7 protein-coding genes are annotated in these 19,929 nt (G+C 62.1%); 3 read left to right on the top strand and 4 right to left on the bottom strand.

The annotated features are described in order from the left end of the window. Positions 1 to 2 precede the first annotated feature (2 nt). The 3 genes from AC6HU3_RS03625 to AC6HU3_RS03615 are packed head-to-tail and all read left to right on the top strand — an operon-like array spanning position 3 to position 14,661. Positions 3 to 11,630: a PGAP1-like alpha/beta domain-containing protein gene (locus AC6HU3_RS03625; RefSeq protein ID WP_497474743.1), complete on the top strand. Its 11,628-nt coding sequence runs from the start codon at positions 3 to 5 to the stop codon at positions 11,628 to 11,630. Next, complete coding sequence (locus AC6HU3_RS03620; RefSeq protein WP_497474741.1) at positions 11,627 to 12,376, top strand: hypothetical protein; 750 nt, start codon at positions 11,627 to 11,629, stop codon at positions 12,374 to 12,376. Before AC6HU3_RS03625 ends, AC6HU3_RS03620 begins: the two co-directional genes overlap by 4 nt. Then, a complete protein-coding gene (locus AC6HU3_RS03615) occupies positions 12,373 to 14,661 on the top strand; it encodes a hypothetical protein (protein ID WP_497474739.1) in 2,289 nt (762 codons plus the stop codon). Before AC6HU3_RS03620 ends, AC6HU3_RS03615 begins: the two co-directional genes overlap by 4 nt. Before the next feature lie 3 nt (positions 14,662 to 14,664). Here the strand turns inward: AC6HU3_RS03615 and AC6HU3_RS03610 are convergent, their stop codons facing one another. The 4 genes from AC6HU3_RS03610 to AC6HU3_RS03595 are packed head-to-tail and all read right to left on the bottom strand — an operon-like array spanning position 14,665 to position 19,912. After that, positions 14,665 to 16,440 carry a chloride channel protein gene (locus AC6HU3_RS03610; protein ID WP_497474737.1) on the bottom strand — a complete coding sequence of 592 codons (1,776 nt, stop codon included), beginning with the start codon at positions 16,438 to 16,440 and terminating at the stop codon, positions 14,665 to 14,667. After that, the gene (ligA, locus tag AC6HU3_RS03605) at positions 16,437 to 18,461 is read right to left on the bottom strand and encodes an NAD-dependent DNA ligase LigA (protein ID WP_497474736.1); all 2,025 of its coding nucleotides are present in this window, start codon (positions 18,459 to 18,461) and stop codon (positions 16,437 to 16,439) included. Before ligA ends, AC6HU3_RS03610 begins: the two co-directional genes overlap by 4 nt. Then, positions 18,430 to 19,260 carry a hemolysin family protein gene (locus tag AC6HU3_RS03600; protein WP_497474734.1) on the bottom strand — a complete coding sequence of 277 codons (831 nt, stop codon included), beginning with the start codon at positions 19,258 to 19,260 and terminating at the stop codon, positions 18,430 to 18,432. Before AC6HU3_RS03600 ends, ligA begins: the two co-directional genes overlap by 32 nt. Then, positions 19,214 to 19,912 carry a DUF502 domain-containing protein gene (locus AC6HU3_RS03595; protein ID WP_497474733.1) on the bottom strand — a complete coding sequence of 233 codons (699 nt, stop codon included), beginning with the start codon at positions 19,910 to 19,912 and terminating at the stop codon, positions 19,214 to 19,216. The genes AC6HU3_RS03600 and AC6HU3_RS03595 overlap by 47 nt, the downstream gene beginning before the upstream one ends. Between the last annotated feature and the right edge of the window lie 17 nt (positions 19,913 to 19,929).

Below are 19,929 nucleotides of genomic sequence, written 5' to 3'. Positions count from 1 at the left end.
ACATGTCGCCTTATTTCAAACCTTTGCAGGTGGGGATCAAAACGGACACCCTCACGTATCTCGCCGCCATTTCTCTTGACGATCCGTCGGGATCGATTGATGAGGGGCCGTATGTGTCGGGGGATACGATACGGTACTGGTATAAGGCGATCACGTCTTCGGGAGACACGGTAAGCCGGAAAGTGGAAGCTGTTCTTGCCGATCGAGGCGCGGGTTACGAACTTCAGCATTTTATCAAACAGGTCCTTTTCACGTATTACGACACCACCTGGAATCTCAATCCTGACGCGAAAGTGGTGCTTGTGGCCCATTCGATGGGCGGTGCTGTGGTGGCAGAGGCGTTGAGACAGGATCCGTCGTTGAAAGAACACATCTGGAAAGTGATCACACTGGCATCCCCGCTGAGAGGAGCGCATCAATTGCGGTTGTCCTATCGGGAGGGATATGTTCCTCTGGTCATCGGGAACTATCCACTTTTTCAGCTCGCAACGGCATGGATGCCCGTGGACCCAAGGCAGCTGTTTCTGTCTTACTGGATTGGTCAGGCATTTAGCCGTTGCGTGGGGAATGCAGCATGTGACGAGAGTGCGAGTTCGTGTTTGAACAACGGATTGGGAACGCTTCTTCTGGGGATTGCGGACCTGTTTCCCGGGGATGTTCTGAGCCACCTGTTTCGATTTGGGGTGAGCGCGATATGGCTTGGGGTGACGCGAGACCTTGTGGAAGGGATGGTGGCATGCGAAAGTCACGGGGACGGGCTGAAGGATCTTGAACCAGGTTCAGAATGGCTGGATCGAGTGGAGGGGGTTTGGGAAGACGTGCCTTTAACGTCTGTGTGTCTGAAAGACTTTTGGAACTCGCACCGTGAGCAGAGCATGGTGAGTTTTGGAATGGTGAGAAAGCCCGATGTGGCGAGAGATGGAATCCGGGGGACAGGGTATTTTCTTCTTGCTGTGCTTGGGGTTATGGCGTTGTCTGATCCTTCGAAGTGGTACAATGTTGGAATGGGGGCGTGGTCAATGGCCAATATTGAGATGATTGCCCACAGCACCGATCCTCTTGTGGATCTGAGCGATTGTCGTGGTGTTGGGCGGACAGTGGAATATTCAGGGTTAACGCACGAGGATATTTTGTTCCGGGATGATATTGTGCTTTCGCTGCTCGAGAAACCCCTCACCATCGACTCGGCGCGGATGATTGTGCCGTATCTGGATGAACAGGGGGCTGTTCAATACGACACCGTCTGGCTCGGTCAGAACCCGGTGGACACGGTGGAGGTCCCCGCCGAACTCATGGACTCCCTGCGCATGGAGTTTTATGCGGGGAACACCTTCTTCCTGGCTTCCACCCGGATTGTTCTGGACATCAACGGCGCTGCGCAATATCGCCTGCATTATCCCGATCACATCGGCTTCAACGGCCGGTGGAGCCTTGTGCCGGGACAGGCCTTCCGCTATGTCGGCGCCGGCATGAACCACCTGTGCCTCGACGCGGTCACCATCCTTGGTCAGTACACCCACCGATGCTTCAAACTCTGGATCGTGCCCTCCGGATGGCACCTCCGCCCCCTCTCCCCCTACCCCGCCTGGGGCAACGTGTTCACCACCCTCCCCGACTCCCTCTCCTTCCTTCTCGTGAAACTCGGCCTGGACACCTCCCGATGGACCCTCCAGTGGGACACCCTCTCCCTCTGGCTCGACACCCTCACCTTCAACGACTCCCTGAACCTCTGGGAAACCGCCACCGCCGAAAGCCTCCACGTCTCCCTGACCGGCCAAGGTCTGGCTACCCCCCAAACCCTTCCGGACGGCTATACCTACCCTCATGAACCCCACGACGCCCTGGCAGGCTACCATATCACCCTGGATGCCCTCCCCGCCTTCATCCAGCAACTTACCGGGGAAACAACCGCTCCCGAAGGCGTGGTCCGGATCGTTTATCGGGCAAGCGACGGGAAGAAGGTCACGGTGCTTCCGATGTCCTTCGCCATCGACCGCACGCCTCCCACCGTCCGGATCGCCGAAGCCGATCACACCGATACGCTCTGGGTGAAAGACACGCTGACCGTTCATCTTCTTGCCCGGGATAACCTGGAACGGTATCGCACCCACGCCCGGCGCACCCTCGCCGCCTTGATTGGCGAAACCGGCGACACGGTGTGGACCGATACCCTGGCCTTTGTGTATTACACATCGCCCTATCGCCTTGCCATCCCCACACAGAACGTTCCCGAAGGCACCTATACCCTCCACATCCGGCTTGAAGATTATGCGGGGTGGTCGGACACGGCGTCGGTGCCGGTGGTGGTGGACCGGACGCCACCGCACCTGGTGGTGGAGGAGCGGGCAGACACGCTGATCAACGCACAGGAAGCCTGGTTTGTGAGGGGACCGGTGAGCGAGCCAGTGCGGGGGACGTTCACCGTCCAGGACGTGAACTCCGGGGAGATCTGGACCTTCGATGTTGCTGGAGAGGATACGGTTCTGTGGAGCCTTCCTCTTCCGGAAGATGGCGTGTATACGGTGACCCTGGTGGTGAGGGACCGTGCGGGGAACGCGGACACGCTGGAGACGGGGGATCTGGTGACAGGCGGTGCCTCGCGGTTCCGGGTGGATCGCACAGCCCCCGACGTGATCCTCACCCCCTTTGCCTTCGCCTCGAGGGACACGGTGATCCCGGTGGAGGTGAACGAGCCCGACGCGCCGTGGGGGAAAGGGCGGATACGGGTGGTCGTGAGCGTGGACGATTCGGTGGTGTTTCAGGCCGCGTCGAGCGCTGCGGGATCGGGGGCGTGGCAGGTTCACCTGCCCCTTTCGGGCTTTGCACCGGGACAGCGGACCCTCACGGTGGAGGCGGAGGATGAGGCGGGCAACGTGAAGCGGGAGCGGTTTGCCTTTGCCTATCGGACGTTTGGTGTGGAGCTGGTGGCGCCCCGGGGGCGGGTGGTGCCTGGACCGGTGGGGGTGGTGGGGGTGGTGTCCGATCCAGACGCCCTTCAGGGCGGAGGTCTGCGGCGATGGAAGGTGGCCTGGCGAAGACTTCAGGATTCCACCGGCACCACACCGGGGGTTCCCCTGCCGGGCGAATGGAACACGGACCGCGCCGTTTCGTATCTTCAGGATACCACGTCTTCCTTCACCGAGCCCACCCTGCTTGCTACCCTGAACCTTCAGAGGCTGGAAGGGGAGGAGCTTCTGGTGTTGCTTTTTGCGGAGGACAGCAGTTTTGTGCTGTGGGATACGGCGCGAATCCAGGTGAAACCTTCGGATGTGCCGTATTCCTCCACCCTCGAGCTGAGGGCACGTGTGCTGGCGGGGGAGGAAGACACGGTTCCGCCTCGCCGGAATCCCACCCTTTCGGGCGTGACCCCCTTTGTTCTTCAGCCGGATCGGGGGGATCGCATAGAGGTGACGCCCCGCTATACCGGACCGGAAGGAACGGTCTGGATGCAGGTGGTGGGGGAGAAGGGGGTGGTGTTTGAAGCGGGTGGATTTTCGGTGGTGGGCGTGGACGGTCTTCCGGAGATGGGGGACGGTTTATCCCCTCCAATGGAGCGGACAGGCGGGGCGTTCTTCCTGGGCCGGGTGGGGGACACGGTGGTGGTAGGCTTTCGCGGGAAGCCGTCCCGGGGGATGGCTGCCCTTACGCTTCATTTCTACGGAGGCAAAATGCCGGTTTCGGGTGCTGGAGGGTGTGGTCCCGAAGATCCCGCGTGCGCGGGGCTTTCTGGTCTTTCCGGAGGGGATTCGACGTTTTCCCTGTGGATCCAGGATACGGTACCGGTGGACACGGTGGTGCGGTTTGTGTGGACGGGACCGGTGCGGGCGAACGTGCTGGGGGCGCCTCTTCGTGTGGGGCGGTTTGAAAAGACCTTTGCAGACACGGAGGTGGTGGTGGGCGAGCGGCCGTTTATGTGGAAAGGGACGTATACCCATGGGCTGGAGACGGTGCCGGCGGGGCGATATCGGGTGGTGGTTCGGGTGATGGAGCCTTCGGGGGAGGTCCTTTCAGACAGCGTGATGGTGGACGTTCGCCGGCGGTTTGTGGTCTCGCGGGTGAAGGTCCTTCCGGACACGCTGCGGACGGGGCTTCCGGACAGTTTGATGACGCTCACGGTGAAGGTGTGGATGAACCAGGACCGGCGAGTGGTGTGGGAGATCCGGGATTCAACGGGTCAGTCCCGGCTCAGCGGGGAGGCGTGGGTGGATGTGCTGGAAGGAGAGGGGCGTTTCTCCGTACCCCTTCAGGTGGCGCGGGTGTGGCCGGGTGGGCGATATGTCGTGCATCTTGCTTTTCCGCCAGACACGGTGGTGAAAGAAGCATCTTTTGTGCTGGTGAACGGGGTGGTGGTGACGGCGGATTCGCCGTGGCTCTATATCCCTTCCCGTTTCCGTGTGAACGATTCGGTGTTTTCGGGGGATAGATGGGTGCGCCTTTCCCTCCAGCCGGCGGGGGAGGTGCGGAGCTGGGGGGTGTATAACGTTGACGTGCCTGTCGAAGGCTATGCGCTTCCGGTGGTGGTGGATTCCCTGAAAGTGACATATGGGCGTGTGAGGCAGGAAATTCGGGAAGATTATGAGATCACACGCGGAGCATCGGGGAACAAGTTTGTGGTCCCTTCGGTTCTGGACAGCGTGCAGTTCAACGGAATGGCATGGCGATGGGGGCTTCCCTCAGACGATTCGGTCTGGATTCCTCTTTTCCCGGGACACTGGGTTCGTTCAGGAGACACCATCCGGTGGAGTCTGCACCAGGGATGTACGATTTCGGATCCCGAGGGAAATATTCAGGAACCTGGGCGATACCTTGTTGTCACGATGAATCTTCAGGGAAATGTGGTTCGGGACAGCAATACGATGTACTGCGGAAAAGACTGGTCCAATCCGCGGCTCGTGTTCTGGGTTCCGCCAGATACTTTCGATGTGTTTGAGCGTGATGATCGTTTTGTCCAGGTTCTATCAGGAGACACCCTGGCGGATACGTCGGGATGGGTGGTGCGGTATTCTTCCTTCTTCCCGGGCGTGGGTGTGGTGGAAAAAGAGACCCTGGAACTCAACCTGATGTCAGAAGGGGTCGTGACAGGTTCCTTTGACATTTCGGACGCGCTGCGAGACACGCTGGAAAACCGGGGTGTGGAAGAAGTGACCCTTCGTTACTGGGTTCGCATGGGTGACGATTTCCGGTTTCTTTCTCGCTCCGTGGTGGTACCACTCCAGCGCGTCTATACGGTTTCCGCGGTTGCCCGTCCAGCGGGAATGCTGTGGGAAGTGGTGGTCAACGTTGAGGGTGTGGAGGATACGGTGGAACTTGGGCAAAAGCCTGATGCCGTCGAAATTGAATATCCAGTGCTCCAGCAAACGTACACGTATCTCAACGCGTTTCGCATTGCGGCATGGGGGAGGTGGAAGGGACAAACGTGGAGCGATACCACCCCACCCATGTTTCTTTCCGGCGATCTGCTGAATGGAAGGCCGTGGTCTGGAAAGATGGGACCCATGGGCATTCTTCAGGTCCAGACCGGGACCGAGAACTTTTTCCATACGTTGACCCTTCGTCCCAATCTTCAAGCCCTTCGTCAGACGATCATCGCCCACTATACGGATACACTGGCGGGGGGAGACGTGGACACCTTTGGACTTCCTTCCGGTCTGGCCTTTCCGCGGGTTCTCGCCGTTCACGATACGCTGCTTTCGGGATGGGGGACGCTTCAGGTGGAGGTGGATACCGGTCTGTGGGGGGTGCGGATCCAATTTCAGGACTCGGTTCTTTCTCCCCCGACAATCGGGCATGTGGATTCGATGCGATCCCTCTCCCGGGGTGATTTCCCCTGGGAGACAGTTCTTCCCTTCACTGTCTGGCCATCCCCCATTCCACCCTTTGACTCTGTGCGGGTTTGTGTCAGCGGATATGATCTCGCTCCTCAATCCCTTCCAGCTTTCCTTCACGCTCCTTATGCCCTCATGCAGAGAGACACTTTTGTGGAGATCCGGAACAACGGGATCTTTCTGATCACTTCCGAGGGCGAAACAGAGCTTTCCTCTTCAGGAGGTGCTCAGATTGTCCCGTGCTCGGACGACCAGAACGCCGTGTGTCTGACACAGGGGAAGAGCCAGCTGTTCCGATTTCCTTCTGTCCTGGGCCTTCGGGGAGGAACCCCGCGGGATACGGTTGTAACCTTCCCACCTTTTCAGCGCCCTTCTGTGGAGAAGATGGAAATGCGGGATGTGCTGGCCATGAAGGTGATTCCCCTTTATCTAACTCGCCCATCCAGCCGATGTCGCACAATCCCGCCGGTTGAATGGTTCTGGCGCGACCGTGTGTCCCAGGCGTTTTCAGGATTCCCTGTGCCAATCGATTCGGTGAGTCGGGTGGAATATGAACGACACGTCGAAGGAGGAGGGGAAGGCGAGACCGTCATCCTCCGTCTTGTTCAAACATGGGATTATCTTTCTCTCCCCTTGCGGGTAGGGCTTCAGGGCGATCCCAATCCCTTCCTCCGGATCACGGACTGGCGTCCGCAGCTTGCCGATCTTGCGGGATCTCTCCTCACCGCCGACATCCTCCAGCAAACAGACTCCGGCTGGGGGAATTACGCGGACGATCGGGTAGACCTCCTGTTCCACCACAACTGGAATGTGGAAGCGCCTCTTCCGGTCCATGCCCGCCGTCCCGGCCGTTTGATGGCCTTTCACCGCGGTCAATGGCTGGACCTTCCGCCCTCCTCACCGGTTCGTTCCGGCGAGGACTGGCGAATCGGTTTTCTTCCTTCGGCACGCCTTGCCGGACCTGTCACCCTTCTCTGGACGCCCGCCTCCGGCGGTCCCGCCCCGCAAAGCACCGACACGCTTTTCGCCACCACGGTGTGGGTGGGCGATACGGGCCGGATCTGGTACACGCCTTTCCACCGCGCTTCCTTCACCCGCAACACACCCGGAATCGGAAACCTGTGGATGAGGGTGGCGGACGCCCTGGATTGGGGACCGTCCACTCCTTATCTTGCTCAGAGGGTCCCCGTGTTCCAGGCGCTTCCCGAATCCTCGAGCGGTTCGATCACCTTCCGGTCTACGAACCTGGACAGCCTGGACGCACCGCCGGTGCTCTATGCCCTCACCCCCGACGGCGGGATCTTCCGGATTCCCACAACCCGGAGGGAGGACACACTGGACGTGATGGGAGACTCCCTGATCCGCACGACCGTGACGGGTGTTCTTTCCGCGGGAAGTGCAGGCGCCCCGCTGGATTCTTCCCGCACCGTGGAAGGCAGACTCTGGGTTCGGATTCAGCGGGTGACCGCAGACTCGGTGACCTTTGAAATCCAGAACCAGACCCGGAGCACCCGGGCGGATCTCTTTGTGTTTCCCCGGGGTCCGGCGGTCCCTCTCCGAAAACGCCTGGTGGCGGGCAAAGCCCGGGGATATGTCCATACGTCCGTTTCCCTGATCTCCATGGCCACGAACAGGGTGGGCATTGCCCTGAACAGCCTTCCGGCGGGTGAGACTCTTCATGTGTACGTTCGGGCCGGGAGCGATACGGTGAACGCTCCGGTGGGCTATGTCCGGTGGGTTCGGGAAACGCCCGTTCTGGTTTTCCGGGTCCTGGGCGATCTCCATCGCCGGGTCACGCCACCGGCGAGTGTGGTGTTTGAGGGCGAGGCCCTTTCCGGAAAGGGACAGGTGCACTTCGTTGTGGAAGGACCTGACGGTGTGCGGTTCGGGGAACGGACCGATACCCTTCAGGCGGGCGAACGTCGAACCTATGGGCTGTCCTTTGAGGGCCTGAAGCCTGGAGATCCCCCGCCCCACGGGTACGGAACCTATCGTCTTTTCTGGATCACCCCCACGGATACGATTCAGGCAACGGTGGAGGTGAGGGCGCCGAAGTGGCAGGTGGTCATCGAAACACCGGGTGCAGGTGATACGGTGTGGACTGGATCTCCCCTGAAAGCCCATATCGAAGGGGGAGACGGTTCCATCGAGTGGTTTCTCCGGGCCGAAAGCACGGCGGTCTGGCTGGGATGGCAGCCGGGGGAGGATGTGCCCCTTCTCATGCCGGAGGTGGGACTTCCTCCGGGAAGGGTGCTTCTTGTGGTTCGGGGATGGATGGGCGAGGAAGCCCGGATGGATTCGGTTCCGGTGATCTGGGGTGGCGAGCCCGATACCCTTCCACCTGCCCTCACCCTGTCGATCTCCGGAAGTGTCGGAGACTCCATCCTTGGGCCGGCAAGTGAACTTGCCCTGCTTGTTCGGGACAACCGGGGGCTTCGGGAACTCCGGTATGGATGGGATTTCACAGGCGCCACCGAACACATCCCCCTCACCGCACGGGAGACCACGCTGACGATTCCTATTCCCGAGCAAGAAGGACAGGGGAGGCTTCAGATCGAAGCCGAAGATTCGGCAGGGCTTGTGGCCGAACTTGTCCGGGCCTTCCGTGTGGATCGTTCTCCTCCACAGGTGGAGGTGGAGGGGCCGACCTGGCCTGCGCCGGGCGACACGATCCGGTTTGTTTTCTCCGATCCTTCAGGTGTGGCGGCACACGAGATCACGGCGCCCGGCGGTTCGGTGGTGGACAACCCGCCGGGTGTGGTGTTTTCGGAAGGTAGGCGGTTCACGGTGGAAGTGAAGGCGCAGGATGGCGTGGGGAACGGGCTGGACACCATGCTCGCGATCCCCGTGGACGGATGGCCGCCGGTTCTGCAGGTGGAACTCAACGGACAGACCCGGTTCGACACGGTGGTGGGGCCGGTGGTGACCCTGCGGGTGGTGGCTCTGGACACGGGAGATGTAACGAGCGGGATCCGGGAAATTTCGGCCACGTGGGACCTTCCGGGCGGGTCCCGCGTTCTCACCCTCACCGATACGCTGGTGGGAACAGACACCCTGATGCCCGGTGTTCACCGGCTGGACGTCCGTGCCGTGGATCGGGCCGGTCTTGTCACGACGCAAAGGTTTTCCGTGGTTGTCCTTTCTCCCGACACCACACCGCCGACGGTGAGCCTTTCGGTGGAGGGGGCATCCCTGGACTCGGCGGGCGTGCTGTGGCTGCACGATACCGCTTCGATTTTGCTTGCGGCATGGGATAACGACACGGTGGAGGCCCTGCACTACAGGGTGGATGGGGGCACCTGGCAGACCTACACCGGTCCCCTGCATCTCACCCCCGGTCCCCATACCCTGGAGGCGGTGGCGGTGGACGGATGGGGGAATTCGAGCGACACCCTGCGCCGGGCGGTGTTTGTGGATGCATGGGCTCCGGTGGTCTCCATGACGGGCCGGCTGGACAGCAACGGGGTGTGGACGGACAGCCTGATTCAGGTGATGGCGTATGATTCGGGGGTGGGCCTTGGGGAGGTGGCGGTGCGTGTGGACGGAGGTGCCTGGATGTCTCTGGAGAGTCCAGAGATCGCGCCGGGATATGGCGTGCATCTTGTGGAAGCAGCGGCACAGGATCGGCTGGGTCATGGAGATACGCTGCGCGTTTCGGTGTTTGTGGACGGCTGGGCGCCCGAAATTTCCTTCACGGTGAACGGACAGGTAGTGGTGGACACCTTTCAGGGTGTGGCCGGGGACGTCACGGTCCGGGTGGTGGCGCGGGATACCGGCCAGGTGGCCAGCGGCATGGATACCCTGCTTCTTTCAGGACCTGAAGGGAATCAGATCGGGCGGGACAGTGTGGGGTGGACCGACACCCTGAGCGCCGGGGTGTATGGATTTTCCGCCCGGGCGGTGGATCGGGTGGGACGGGAGGCCGTGCGGAACCTTGTGCTGGTTCTTTCACCCTCCAGTCCGTCCGACACCACACCGCCGGTCACCCAGATCATCTTCCATCCGCCGGTGGTGACCGGGGATACGCCCGTGGTGGGGCCGTCCACCCTGATCGAACTTTCTGCCACAGATGACGCCTCCGGTGTGGACACCACCTTTTTCGCCCTTCGGCTGTCCGGCGCGCCCGATACCCTCTGGCAGATCTACACCGCGCCCTTCCATCTCACCGGCCTTCCCGATACGCTGGTGGAGATTCTCTTCTATTCGGTGGACTCGGTCGGGAATCGGGAAAGCGTGAGGGATACACTGGTTCGTCTGGACGGGACGCCGCCGGTGCTGGATCTTCCCACACCGCCGGAGAGTGCGTTTGTGAACCGGGAACTTGTGCTTTTCGGAGAGATCACGGATCCCCATCTGGAGAGCTGGACGCTGGAATGGGGGATGGGACATGATCCTTCAAGCTGGACGCTGATTGCAACGGGTGCGGCGAACATGGCGGGGCGGGATACGCTGGGGTTCTGGGATGGTTCGGTGCAGCCGGCGGGGTGGTATGCCTTTCGACTTGTGGGTCGGGATCTTCTGGGGAATGCGGACACGCTGGTTCGTCATGTGGCGGTGCCGCAGGTGGTGGCGGTGGATACGATGCAACTGGTGTGCGACACGGCACAGGGGAGTCCCTATGCCTGTCTGGACTTTGTGCGGAACGACACCACGCTGGTGGTGGCGGTCGGGGATCCCATGGGGTTTGGCCCGGTGGACGGGTGGTTGAAGGAGGAAAGACCGGACGGCACGGTGATCCGGACGCGGTATGAGATAGAGATGCATCCTGTGGAACTTCTGAAAGATGCGCTGGGGCGGGTGTGGGTGGTGTGGGACAGCGGGGGTGGATTTGTGAAAGAACGCAAAAGACGTGACGTGTTTGGGCAGTTCCGATTGGAACGGGTGGATGGGGCTCTCCAGCCTGTGGCTTCCCTGTCTCAGCAGGCCATACCGCACCCGTTTGCGGTGTTTTCGGGCGTGGATGTGGATGGCGTGGGGTGGCTGGTGCTGGACGTGCAGAACCTGGAAGACACGCTGCGGGCTCTCCGGTTCGATGAAAACGGCACGATCACGGGAGACCTTCTCCTTTGGGCGGGACAGCCCTCCTTCGGCGGACCAGGAGGGAATCCGGTGTTCGGGGTGAGGGCGAAAGGTTTACGGGGGGAGGTGCTGGTGGGAGACACGATCCCGCCCGGTCGGTTTGTGGTGGACACGTCCGTGGTGCGGTATCCCCTTGTGGATCTGCGGGGTGGGTATCGTTCTGTGAAAGGGCGGCCGGTGTGGGGAGTGTGGGATTTCGCGGATCCTTTCGGATGGGGAGATTCGGTGGTGGTGGGACTGGCAGACACCCTCACGGGACTCTGGTTGTGGCAGCATCCCGACACGCTGGTGGGGATGAGCTCCTTCCGGCTCTATGGGGACACCCTGTGGGTGCTTTTCATGGATGGTCGGCTGATCCGGTATCATCTGACTGTTCCTGTGGTGGCCCTTTCAGGGCTGGAGGCGGGGAGCCGTATCGCAGGGCTTCGTCTTCGCGGGGTGTGGGCGGTGCCGTCGGTGGTGCGGCGGGGAGGGATGGCGCAGGTGGAGGTGGTGGTGGAAGGATGGCGACCGGGGGTGGAGGTGGAGGGGGTGGTGATGGATGTGCGGGGGTTCCCGGTGTGGAAGGAACGAAGGGTGCTTTCGGGTCCCCGGATGGTCTGGATGTGGCCGGTGGTGGATCGTCGGGGGCGAGGGGTTCCGCCCGGAGCCTATGCCGTGCACATCCGGATTCTCGAGGGTCGGGCCGTGCTGGACGAAGGCCAGACCTGGGTGTTCGTGCGATGATTCCCCTCACACCCCTCCAGCTTCTCTGCGGGGGATGGGCCTTTCTCCCCTCACCGGGAGCGGTGTTCGGTGAGCCTCAGATCATGGTTCAGGGCGCTTCGGCCACCGGGATTCAGTGGCCCACGGGCGTGATGGAATACGGCCTGGCCGGTGCATTCTCCACATCCACCGTCTCCGCAGGGCTGGGCCTCCGGCGACTGGGATTTACCGCGCCCCTTTACGAAAACCCTGCCGATACGGTCCGTCCCGCCACGGCCACCTATGAGGAGTTCCAGGCCGTTGCAGGATTCTCGGCCTTCCGGTGGGTGGGGGTGAAGGCCATCCTGGCAACCCGCCGCCTGTCGGGCGTTTTTGCGAGCCGAGACATCGCCCTGGAAGGTTCCCTGGTCCACGGTCTGTCGGTTCATCCCCTCCTTTTCCTGGAAGGACGACTCTGGATTCGTATGCCCGGAGAAGAAGGGGGAGGGGGCCTGCGGATTCGGATCGCAAAAAGGGCGGTGCTCCAGATCACGAAGGAGGAAAGCACCTGGAAGAGCATCGGAGGATGTGGCGGGGTCCATGAAGACATCGGCTGGATCGCGGTGGGAAGCCGGACCTTCCCGGGCTGGGGAACGTTATGGGGTGCGGGAGGCGGCCTCCGGCTTGGGGCGTTTGCACCGTCCTGGGTTTATCTCTTCCATCCCTATGGAAAACCCATCGTGGGGCTCAGCGTGGACTGGTTCCCAAACGGGGGTGAACATCCATGATGCTTTGGCTGATGGCCTGGACCACCACACAGGGGGACTGGACGGTCACCCTGACCGGGGGACCCCTGTGGAGCTATTTCACCACCCAATCCTGGGGGGGGCTGGTTCCCTACGCCTACACCTACAGCACTTCCCGTCTGACCGGTTCCCTGAACTGGCAGGCTTCCGGGCTGGAGGATACCCTTCAGGGGCGGTGGCAGATGGATCCCGCTCCATCGGGGATTTCGACCCTGTGGCTCCGTTATGCCCGGGGCCCCTTCGAAATGCGGGCTGGGGATCTCACACCCGAAGACTGGAGCCTGCCGCTGCGCCATTCCCGTGCTCAGGGGGCGGTGACCCGCTTCCACGAGGCCTCCCTCACGACCGAGGCTCTGTGGTTCTTCCCTCAGGGGGGGATCCATCTGGATCGAATCCAGGGCGAGAATTCACAGGGGCCCTATCGTTTGTCGGAGGCTCCGGTTCTTCCAGGAAGCGAAGAGGTGTTTCTCGTGCAGGAGGGTGACCGAAAAAAACTCGTGCGGGGGGAGGATTACGACGTGGACTACTGGGTGGGAGAGGTGGTGCTTCTCCGACGGGTGCTCTATCCGGAAGATCTTCTGGAGGTGCGATACGTTGTGGCCGGGGAGGGGGAGGGCGTGCAGGCGGGCGGTGTGCGCCTGGAGCGGGGTGGACTGGCCTTCGGCGGAGGGGTGTGGCAAACGTATGCCCCCGGAGGAATCCGGGGAGAACCCGGGGGATACGCGGAAGCCGGACTGGAAATCCCCTATGGAGAAATCCATGGGCAGGCGGTGGGGATGGAACGGCAGGGCGTCATCTATGGTTCCGGCGAAGCCCGGTTCTCGTCGGCATGGTATGAGGGGGAAGTCTCGGGTGTATGGCGTCCCCGTGCGGTGTCCCTTCCGGGGGAAGGGCCCATCCAGGTTCGGGAACGGATCCACACCCGCCAGGAATTCCGGTGGGGGCGGCTTGCGGCGGGGGGAGACGGAACATGGGAAACGGGACTCCAGAGGCTTCGCAGCATGGAGGGATGGATCGCAGGGCGAAACGAACAGGGGGAGATTCGCCTTACGGGCACGCGTCGGGTGGTGGACGGGTGGTCTTCCCGGGAAGGGCTCCGTCTGGAGGCACGATGGGGGCCTTCGGGCATCTGGGTGGCCCGGTATCGTGGCTCCTACCCCGCCCGGGGCCTTCAGGAAGGCGTGTGGTGGGAAGGAGGCGGCGAAACGGAATTCATGTGGAATCCAGTTCGCATGGGGTTTTCCCTCCACAGTGAGGTGCAGGGATCCCGCCATCAGGAGACCTTTCAAGCGCATATGGGTTTTCAGGATTTCCTGACGGTGCGTGCGGAGGGACGACGGACCTTTGAGGGACTCTGGCTTGTCACCCTGTCGGGCCGGAGCAGCCTGCAGGGAAGCAGGATGGGCGTCTCCCTGAACTTCTCCCGAACCTTCCGTTCAGACCGGTATCTTCTTGCCTCGTCCAGTTTCTGGCGGGCAGGAGGCGATGGGTGGGTTCGCTGGAAAGGCATGGAAAGCCGGGTAGGGGGTGTGTTTCAGCAGGGAGAACGGGTGATGACCGATACCGGGGGCGTGTTCTCCCGAACCGCACAACTCTGGGCTGCAGGTCGTGGAACGGGGCGCTGGGGGACGGTCGAGGGGGTGGCCTCCTGGAACCGCGCCCACACCCTGATTCCTGTGGAGGGTCTTGTGGCGAACCGGGGTGGAAGCATACGATGGAAAAAATCCCTGAATCTGTGGCAGATCGTGGTGACGGGAGAAGCAGGCGACGGGGAGGGGTGGAGTCAGGGAGGGCTGGCTCAGAATCGGCGATACCACCGGATCGAGGCGGGGGTGGATCGGGAAGGAGAATGGATCCGCCAGGGGGTGCGGGGGGTGCGGGCGGAGAGCCTTGTGGTGGATACCGCGCGTTTTCTCCGGGTCTATACGGGAATGGCGTTTCCGGCCCAGGTTCGGTGGAAGGCGGTGGATCTGCGGATCACCCCCGAAGCCGGGAAGGGATCGGGCAAATGGAAAGGGGAGAAGGGTGATGGCTGGATTGTTCGCATGGAGGCTCGCCTCGGGGTTGCCGGACGGTGGGGACAGGTGTGGGGCGCGGTGGGAGAGGAGATGACCACCTTCGGGCTGTATCGCATCCGCCGGTTTCAGGGAGGCGTGAGCATCCGGTGGGGTGTGCTGCGGGCTAGAGGAATGGCAGCGTGGGAACGGGACCTTTTGAGGGGAGGGGAATACCGGTCCCTGAATCTTCAGATCGGAGGCGCGTTCTGAACCCTATCGCCCGGCGAGTTCCACCCGCCGGCGATAGGCCTCCAGGATGTCCGAACGGTGGAGAAGCCCCAGAAGGTTGCCCTGTTCATCCATCACCGGGAGTTCGTCCAGCCCGGAGGTGAAAAAGACCTGCATCGCCCGCTCCAGGGTGTCATCGGGCGACAGGGTGGGCGTGTCCTGGTGGAGGGCGTCTTCCACGAGCACGGCCAGGCCCACACCGTGGAGCACACCTTCCCACAGGGCTTTCCGCAGATCCCGCCCGAACACATAGCCCACCACCTTCTTCCCCTCGGGATCCAGGACCGGGAGACATTCCTGGTTGGGATTGATTTCGGCTGCACGATGAAGGGCGTCTTCCACCGGCTCGTTTTCAAAAAGCATCACGTCGGGCTTACGCAACTGAAGATCCCGGATCCGGATGCGCCGGAGGATGTTGATGAAATCGGCCGCATGGGCAGGGGAGTCCAGACGGGAAAAGACCTGGGCGTGGGCATAGAGCCCCCAGGTGCTGCCGAGAAGATAGCTCAGGGTGGCCACGAACAGGGCCGGAACCAGCATGCTGTATCGACCGGTGAGCTCCAGGGCCATGAATACCGAGGCGATGGGAGCGTTGGCCCCCGCGGCGAAGAACCCCACCACTCCGATGAGGGTGTAGGGCACGGGGGAAGTCACAAGATGGGGAAAGAGATCGTGGAACACGTGGCCCATCACGGTGCCGATCATGGCCCCCATCACCACGGAGGGACCAAAGGTGCCCCCGCTTCCCCCGCTCGTGATGGTGAAGGCGGTGGCCAAAGCTTTGAACACAAAGAGACTCAGGGCAAAGAGAAGGGGGAGGTTTCCATCAAAGGCGAACTGGACATATTCATAACTGGTGGAGGCGGCGGCGGGGAAGGCCAGGAGGAGAAGGCCCGTGAGAGCGGCCCCAATGGCCGGACGGAGGTAGGGAGGGGAAACCTGAAGCCGATGGAATTTGCGCTCCGTCCAGTGTTCCAGTGTGACGAAAAAGAAGCTTCCCAGGGTGGCGGCGGCGGCGAGCAGGGCATAGAGGGGAAGTTCTTTCAGGGAGAAGAACAGAGGCGGGATGGAGAAGACCGGTTCCCACCCGTGGAAACTGCCGGCCACCACATAGGCCATGATGGAGGTGAGGATGGCCGGCACCAGGGCTTCCACCTCCAGGTCCGGTCCCCGATACAGCACTTCTGTTGCAAAAAAGGCTCCGCCGATGGGGAGCCGGAAGATGGCCGACACACCCCCCGCCATGCCCATGATCATCAGGATTCGCCGGTATCGGACATCCTGGAGATCTCTCCGGAGCCGGGTGGTGAGGATGCCCAGCGCCGCACCGATCTGGACCATGGGTCCTTCCCGGCCGCCGGATCCCCCGGTGGCCAGAGACGCAATGGTGGCGAAGGCCTTGATCACGCCCACCACCGGCCGGACAAAGGCGTTGTTGAAGTGGAAGGCATACACGGCGGCATCCGTCCCGAGCCCCCGGGCTTCCGGGGCAAACCGGTGGGTGAGGTATCCCGAAACCAGCCCGCCCAGAACAGGGAACAGAAAGAGAAGGGCTTTCACGTCCACATGGGGTGGAACGCCGGGACGATAGCCCACCGCGTGTTCCATCACCCCCGTGTACACAAGATCCCAGAGGAATTCAAAGGCCACGGCGGCAAGACCGGTGAAGGTCCCCACCAGAAACGCCAGGAAGAACCACTGAGAAAGTTCGGCGATCCGAAAGTTCTCGACGATCTGCCGGAGGCCCTGGCGAAGGCTCATCCTTCCGCTTCCTCCAGCATCTTCAGAAACGTTTCTTCGTCAATGATCGTCACCCCCAGGGCCCGGGCCCGTTCATATTTGGACCCCGGATTTTCCCCCACCACCACGAAGTCCGTTTTCCGGGAGACGCTGTTGGTGACCTTGCCACCGAGCGCCTCCACGCGGGCTTTGGCCTCCTCCCGGGTCATGGACCGGAGGGCGCCGGTGAACACCACCGTCTTGCCCAGGAAGGGGTTGGGTTTGACCTCTTTCTTCGCAATGGGGGTGGGGCGGACCCCGGCCTGACGGAGTTTTTCCAGCACTTTCCGGTTGTGGGGTTCACGAAAGAAGTTCACGATGTTCCGGGCGATTTCCGGCCCGATGCCCTCGATGGACAGGAGTTCTTCCATGGAGGCCTTTTCCAGGTCTTCCAGGGAGGGATAGCGCTCCGCCAGCACCCGGGCCATCTGTTCCCCCACGCCCGGGATACCCAGGGCGTGGATCCACCGGTCCAGCGTCCGGGTTTTGGCCGCTTCGATCTGCTCCAGCAGTTTGGTGGCGGAAAGGTGCGCAAAACCGGGAAGGCGAATGAGGTCTTCATACCGAAGATAGAAGAGATCCGCAGGGTCCCGAACCAGGCCCTTCTTCACCAGAAGCTGGGCGGTTTTGGCCCCCAGACCTTCAATGTCCAGCGCCCGCCGGCCGGCCATATGGCGGAGCAGGGCTTCCAGCTTGGCGGGGCAGGCCAGGTTGATGCACTTGTAATAGGCCCCTTCTTTGACCACCTCCCCTCCGCACACCGGACAGTGGGTGGGCGGATGGATGGGTTTTTCCTCTCCCGTGCGGCGTTCTTTCACAGGCGCCACCACCTCGGGGATCACGTCGCCCGCACGCCGTACGAACACCCAGTCGCCCACACGGATGTCCTTTCGCTCCACCTCTTCAAAGTTGTGGAGGCTTGCCCGGCTCACGATGACGCCCCCGATCTCCACGGGTTCCAGAATGGCGACCGGCGTGATGATGCCGGTTCGGCCCACCTGGAACTGGACCTCCCGGATTCGGGTCACCCGCTCCCGGGGAGGGAATTTGCCGGCCACTGCCCAGCGAGGGGACCGGGCGGTGGTGCCCAGGCGCTCCCACAGCGTCATGTCGTTGACCTTGACCACGATCCCGTCCAGCTCAATGGGATAGCGATCCCGTTCCTTCTGCATCCAGGTGTAATATTCGATGACCTCTTCCATGCCCTGACACACCCGGCGGGGACTTGCCACCCGGAATCCCAGTTTGGCCAGACGATCCAGAACCTCGCTGTGCTTCGTCACCCCCAGATCCCCCACACCGATACCCCAGGCGATAAAGAGCAGGGGGCGCTGGGCCGTGATGTTGGGGTCCAGCTGACGGAGGCTTCCCGCTGCGGCATTCCGGGGGTTGGCAAAGAGGGGCTGCCCTTCCCGTTCCCGCTCCCGGTTGAGCCGTTCAAAGTCCTCTTTGGTGATCACCACCTCGCCCCGCACCTCCAGCCGTTCGGGGATGGGAAGGCCCGGAACCTTCTGGAGGCGGAGGGGGACGGACTTGATGGTCCGGACGTTGGGGGTGACGTCTTCGCCCACATAGCCGTCCCCCCGGGTGGACGCCTGCACATACCGGCCCTGCTCATACACGATTTCGCAGGAAAGGCCGTCATATTTGGGTTCACACGCATATTCGATCATTGCATCCGGCGGGAGTCCCAGGAACCGCTTCACCCGTCCGTCGAAGGCCCGGAATTCGTCGGGATTGCGGGCATCATCCAGGGAGAGCATGGGGAGGGTGTGGCGCACGGTTCCGAACTCTTCCCGGGGCGGCGCGCCCACCCGCTGGGTGGGGGAGTCCGGCGTGATGAATTCGGGGAACTTTTCCTCCAGTTCCCGGAGCTCCCGCATCAGTTCGTCGTATTCCGCATCGGAAACCAGGGGCTGGTCGAGAACGTAGTAATAATAGTCGTATTTGGCGATGAGTTCCCGGAGCTCTTCAATCCTTTTGCGGGCTTCTTCCCGCGTCATGGCTCGCCTCCTTTCCGCGGACATAAACCCGCAGACGTTTGAGACGCTGGGGGGTGGCATCCAGCACTTCCACCCGCAGATTCCCCAGATCCACCACCTCTCCCGGCGTGGGGAGGTGGTCCAGGCGGTTCAGAATATAGCCCCCCACCGTGTTCACCGATTCGTCCACCAGGGGGAGCCCTGTGACTTCGGCAAAGTCTTCCAGGTTCATGGTGGCCAGGACCTCATAGACCCCTGGCGCCACCTCCCGCCAGGGGGTGTGGGGGCGTTCGTGCTCTTCCCAGATCTCCCCCACGATCTCTTCCAGGAGATCCTCCAGGGTCACCAGGCCCACCGGGCTTCCAAATTCGTCCACCACGATACCGATGGAGAGGTGCATCTCCTGAAAGGTGGCCAGGGTATCCAGAACGGGTTTCACTTCGGGCAGGAAATACGGGGGACTCATCAGGTCTTTCACCGTGAGGGTGTCCAGTTCGTCCAGCCGCCGGAGAAGGTCCTTCATGAAGAACACCCCCACCACCTCGTCCCGGCGCTCGGACAGGACGGGAAACCGGGAATAGGGGGTTTGGGCATGCACGGTCAGCACGTCCCGAAGGGTCATGGTTTCCACCACGGTCACCATATCTGTCCGGGGGATCATGATCTCTTCCACCGTGCGTTCGGCCGCCTTCAGGACCCCCTGCATCAGGTTGAGGGCCCGTGGGGGCAGAATCCCCCGTTCTTGCGCCAGCACCAGTACCCTCTCGAGATCCTCAGGACGACGGAGGAGGGTCCGGAGTACCCGGTCGCGAAGGCTCATGGCTTACCTGCACTTCACCCTGGAGAAGCAGACCGGCCGACACCACCCACCGGAGGGCTTCTTCCACCGAAACGTTCAGAAATTGCACCTTTTCTGCCGGCACCAGAAAGCTCCAGCCCGTGGCCGGACTGGGGGTGGTGGGGAGATACACGTAGTAATAGTCCCGGCCGTTCACCCGTACGGGTCGGTTCTGGGCCACAAGTCCCACCGCCCAGAGGGGTTCTTCGGGAAAGGGCACGAGGGCGGGGCGGAACCGCTGGCGGGTATCGTGGGAGAGGACAGAGAACGCTTCCTGAGAGGCCCGGTAGATGGCACGGGCCAGGGGAATTCGGAGAAACACCCGGTTCACCCATTCCAGGGTTCGTCGGCCCACATAACTGGTGGCCCACACCCCGGTGAAATAGACCAGGGCCACCAGAAAGGCCACGCTGAGGATAAGCAGGAGGGGATAGGGCAGATGGCGGATGAGGGGGAGGGCGTCCAGAATGCGGGCGAACCGCCCGACCACGGCATCAAACAGGAGCCACAGAACGCCGAGGGTGACGGCGATGGGGATCAGGATAGCCAGACCCCGGACAAACCCCTGACGGAAAGGAAGAGGCCGGGGCAACGCAAGCCGCACGACACGCGACGCCCAGGGATCCTTTTTCATGCTGTGTGCGGGGGCAC

This window comes from Caldifarcimen microaerophilum (genome assembly GCF_055387105.1).
Note: the sequence above shows the minus strand (reverse complement) of the source record. Positions and strands in the feature narration are given on the sequence as shown.